This window comes from Candidatus Magnetaquicoccus inordinatus (genome assembly GCF_004217665.1).
GTDB lineage: Bacteria > Pseudomonadota > Magnetococcia > Magnetococcales > Magnetaquicoccaceae > Magnetaquicoccus > Magnetaquicoccus inordinatus.
The window spans coordinates 1-1954 of record NZ_RXIU01000372.1 but is presented as its reverse complement, the minus strand read 5'-3'; the positions used below and the strand labels follow the sequence as shown (position 1 = coordinate 1954).

At 54.0% G+C, this 1954-nt stretch carries 3 protein-coding genes and 1 pseudogene; 2 read left to right on the top strand and 2 right to left on the bottom strand.

All coding sequences use genetic code 11. The annotated features are described in order from the left end of the window. Positions 1 to 286 (bottom strand): hypothetical protein (locus EJP87_RS15735; protein ID WP_130472799.1); only part of this gene is annotated, 286 nt, incomplete at its 3' end. An 803-nt stretch (positions 287 to 1089) separates the two neighbouring features. Here EJP87_RS15735 and EJP87_RS15730 point away from each other — a divergent pair. Together EJP87_RS15730 and EJP87_RS15725 are read left to right on the top strand one after the other, a co-directional pair. Next, positions 1090 to 1368 (top strand): type II toxin-antitoxin system Phd/YefM family antitoxin, encoded by a 279-nt coding sequence (locus tag EJP87_RS15730; protein WP_130472798.1) that lies wholly within the window; start codon positions 1090 to 1092, stop codon positions 1366 to 1368. Then, the gene (locus EJP87_RS15725) at positions 1369 to 1662 is read left to right on the top strand and encodes a type II toxin-antitoxin system RelE/ParE family toxin (protein WP_130472797.1); all 294 of its coding nucleotides are present in this window, start codon (positions 1369 to 1371) and stop codon (positions 1660 to 1662) included. 37 nt (positions 1663 to 1699) lie between these two features. Here EJP87_RS15725 and EJP87_RS18085 read toward each other — a convergent pair. Continuing rightward, positions 1700 to 1954, bottom strand: a pseudogene (locus EJP87_RS18085) (hypothetical protein); the annotation flags it as partial.

Sequence of the window (1954 nt, the reverse complement as noted above, 5' to 3'; positions counted from 1 at the left end):
GTGCCACTTGCGAAAAAATAGCATCACAATACACTGATATTGCTTGAAAAATTTTGTAGCATGTTAAACATGGGTTATCAGCAGTCAACCATCCTGCTTGCCATGCCAGCCAGGCACCGGAACCATTTCTTGAATACGGATTCTCAGTCATTGGCTTGCCTGCCACGTGGGCGTCACCACCAGCGCAAAACACCATTTGAAATTCTCCGGTATTCATTTTTCCAGCCCTTCCACTGAGTTGCTGCACTGGATGTCCCAAAACCACGCAAAGCCGATCAATCGTCAACCTGCGGCCACCTCGCCACTTCCTTGAAATTCCCTCAGGGCGGGCAAGGAGAGCTTGAAACCACGCAAAGCCGACCAAGCGTCAATCCGAGGCTACCTCGCCACGCCTTGGAATTCGCTCAGGGCGGGCAAGGATGGCTTGAAATCACGCAAAGCCGATCAAGCGTCAATCCGTGGCTACCTCGCCACTCCCTTGGAATTCCCTCAGCCATTTCCGAGGGTGCTTGGAATCTGGCAAATCCGATCAAGCGTCAATCCGTGGCTACCTCGCCACTCCCTTGGAATTCGCTCAGCCGTTCCCGAGGGTGCTTGAAACCACGCAAAGCCGACCAAGCGTCAACCAGTGGCCACCTCGCCACTTCCTTGAAATTCCCTCAGGTTCGGCAAGGACAGCTTGAAAGCCCGCAAATCCGATCAAGCGTCAATCTGTGGCTTCCTCGCCACTCCCTTGAATTTCCCTCTGGCCGGACAAGGATGGCTTGAAACCACGCAAAGCCTACCAAGCGTCAACCAGTGGCCACCTCGCCACATCCTTGCATTTCGCTCAGGCCGGGCAAGGGTGGCTCGAAACCACGCAAAGCCGATCAATCGTCAACCAGTAGCCACCTCGCCACCTCCTCGGAATTCCCTCAGGTTTGGCAAGAATGGCTTGAAACCACGCAAATCCGATCATGCGTTATCCTGTGGCCACCTTGCCACGCCTTGGAATTCCTCAAACGTGTCACAGGCCGCCGGTTTGTCTTGCCATAAATCAGGCACGCAGGGTACTATCCGGGATAGGCAAACGTGCAACAGGAGGCTACTATGTCCGCTCTTTCGGAAACGATCCCTGTGTCTGACCTGCGCCATGACGCAGTCGCAGCCATCAATCGCTTGAAACATTCCCCGTTCCCCATCGTTATCACCCAACAAGGGGAGGCCACGGCTGTTCTGATGAGCATTGAGTCTTACGAGCGTGACGAAAAAGAACGGGCGTTGCTCCGGAGATTGGCCAGGGGTGAGCAGGAGATTCAGAACGGCATCGGATATTCTTTGGAGGAGGTATTCGCAGAGGCCGATGCAATCTTGGAAAAACAACCCTGAATGAAACTACGGTTTACACCTTCGGCTCAAGTTGAGTTCATTGAGGCCATCGACCACATCCGACAGGAAAATCCGATTGCGGCGCGAGGGTATAGCTCTCGTGCCAAACAGGCATTGAGACGGTTGGAGGTGTTCCCGAACTCCGGTCGCCGTTTACCTGAATTCCCTGACTCTCTGTACCGAGAAGTTATTATTCCTCCCTATCGTTTCATCTACCGAGCAATCGGGGCCGCCGTTTGGATCATCACCGTTTGGCACGATGCGAGGATCCTGGAAAATTTACCGGAAATGTGACCGACTGCTGCAGTTTGCACTCGTCGAGTTGCGTGACTCATTTGACCGTCTTCATAACCTTCTGCATTACCTTCTCGAAATACCCAGGCAGTTCCCGTTCCATGACGCTCTGGGCAATCTCGAAAAAGGCCAGTCGCTTGAGGTACGACACTTTCGGCACGAAGGCCAGCACCTGACTGAGTGAGTTGTTCGGTCCCCGCAACCAGACGCCCGGCTTCAGTTTGCTGTTCCGACCGGGTTGGATGACCACGTATTGCAGGTTGTTTCGCGCCCGACCTCCCATCCCTTTGTC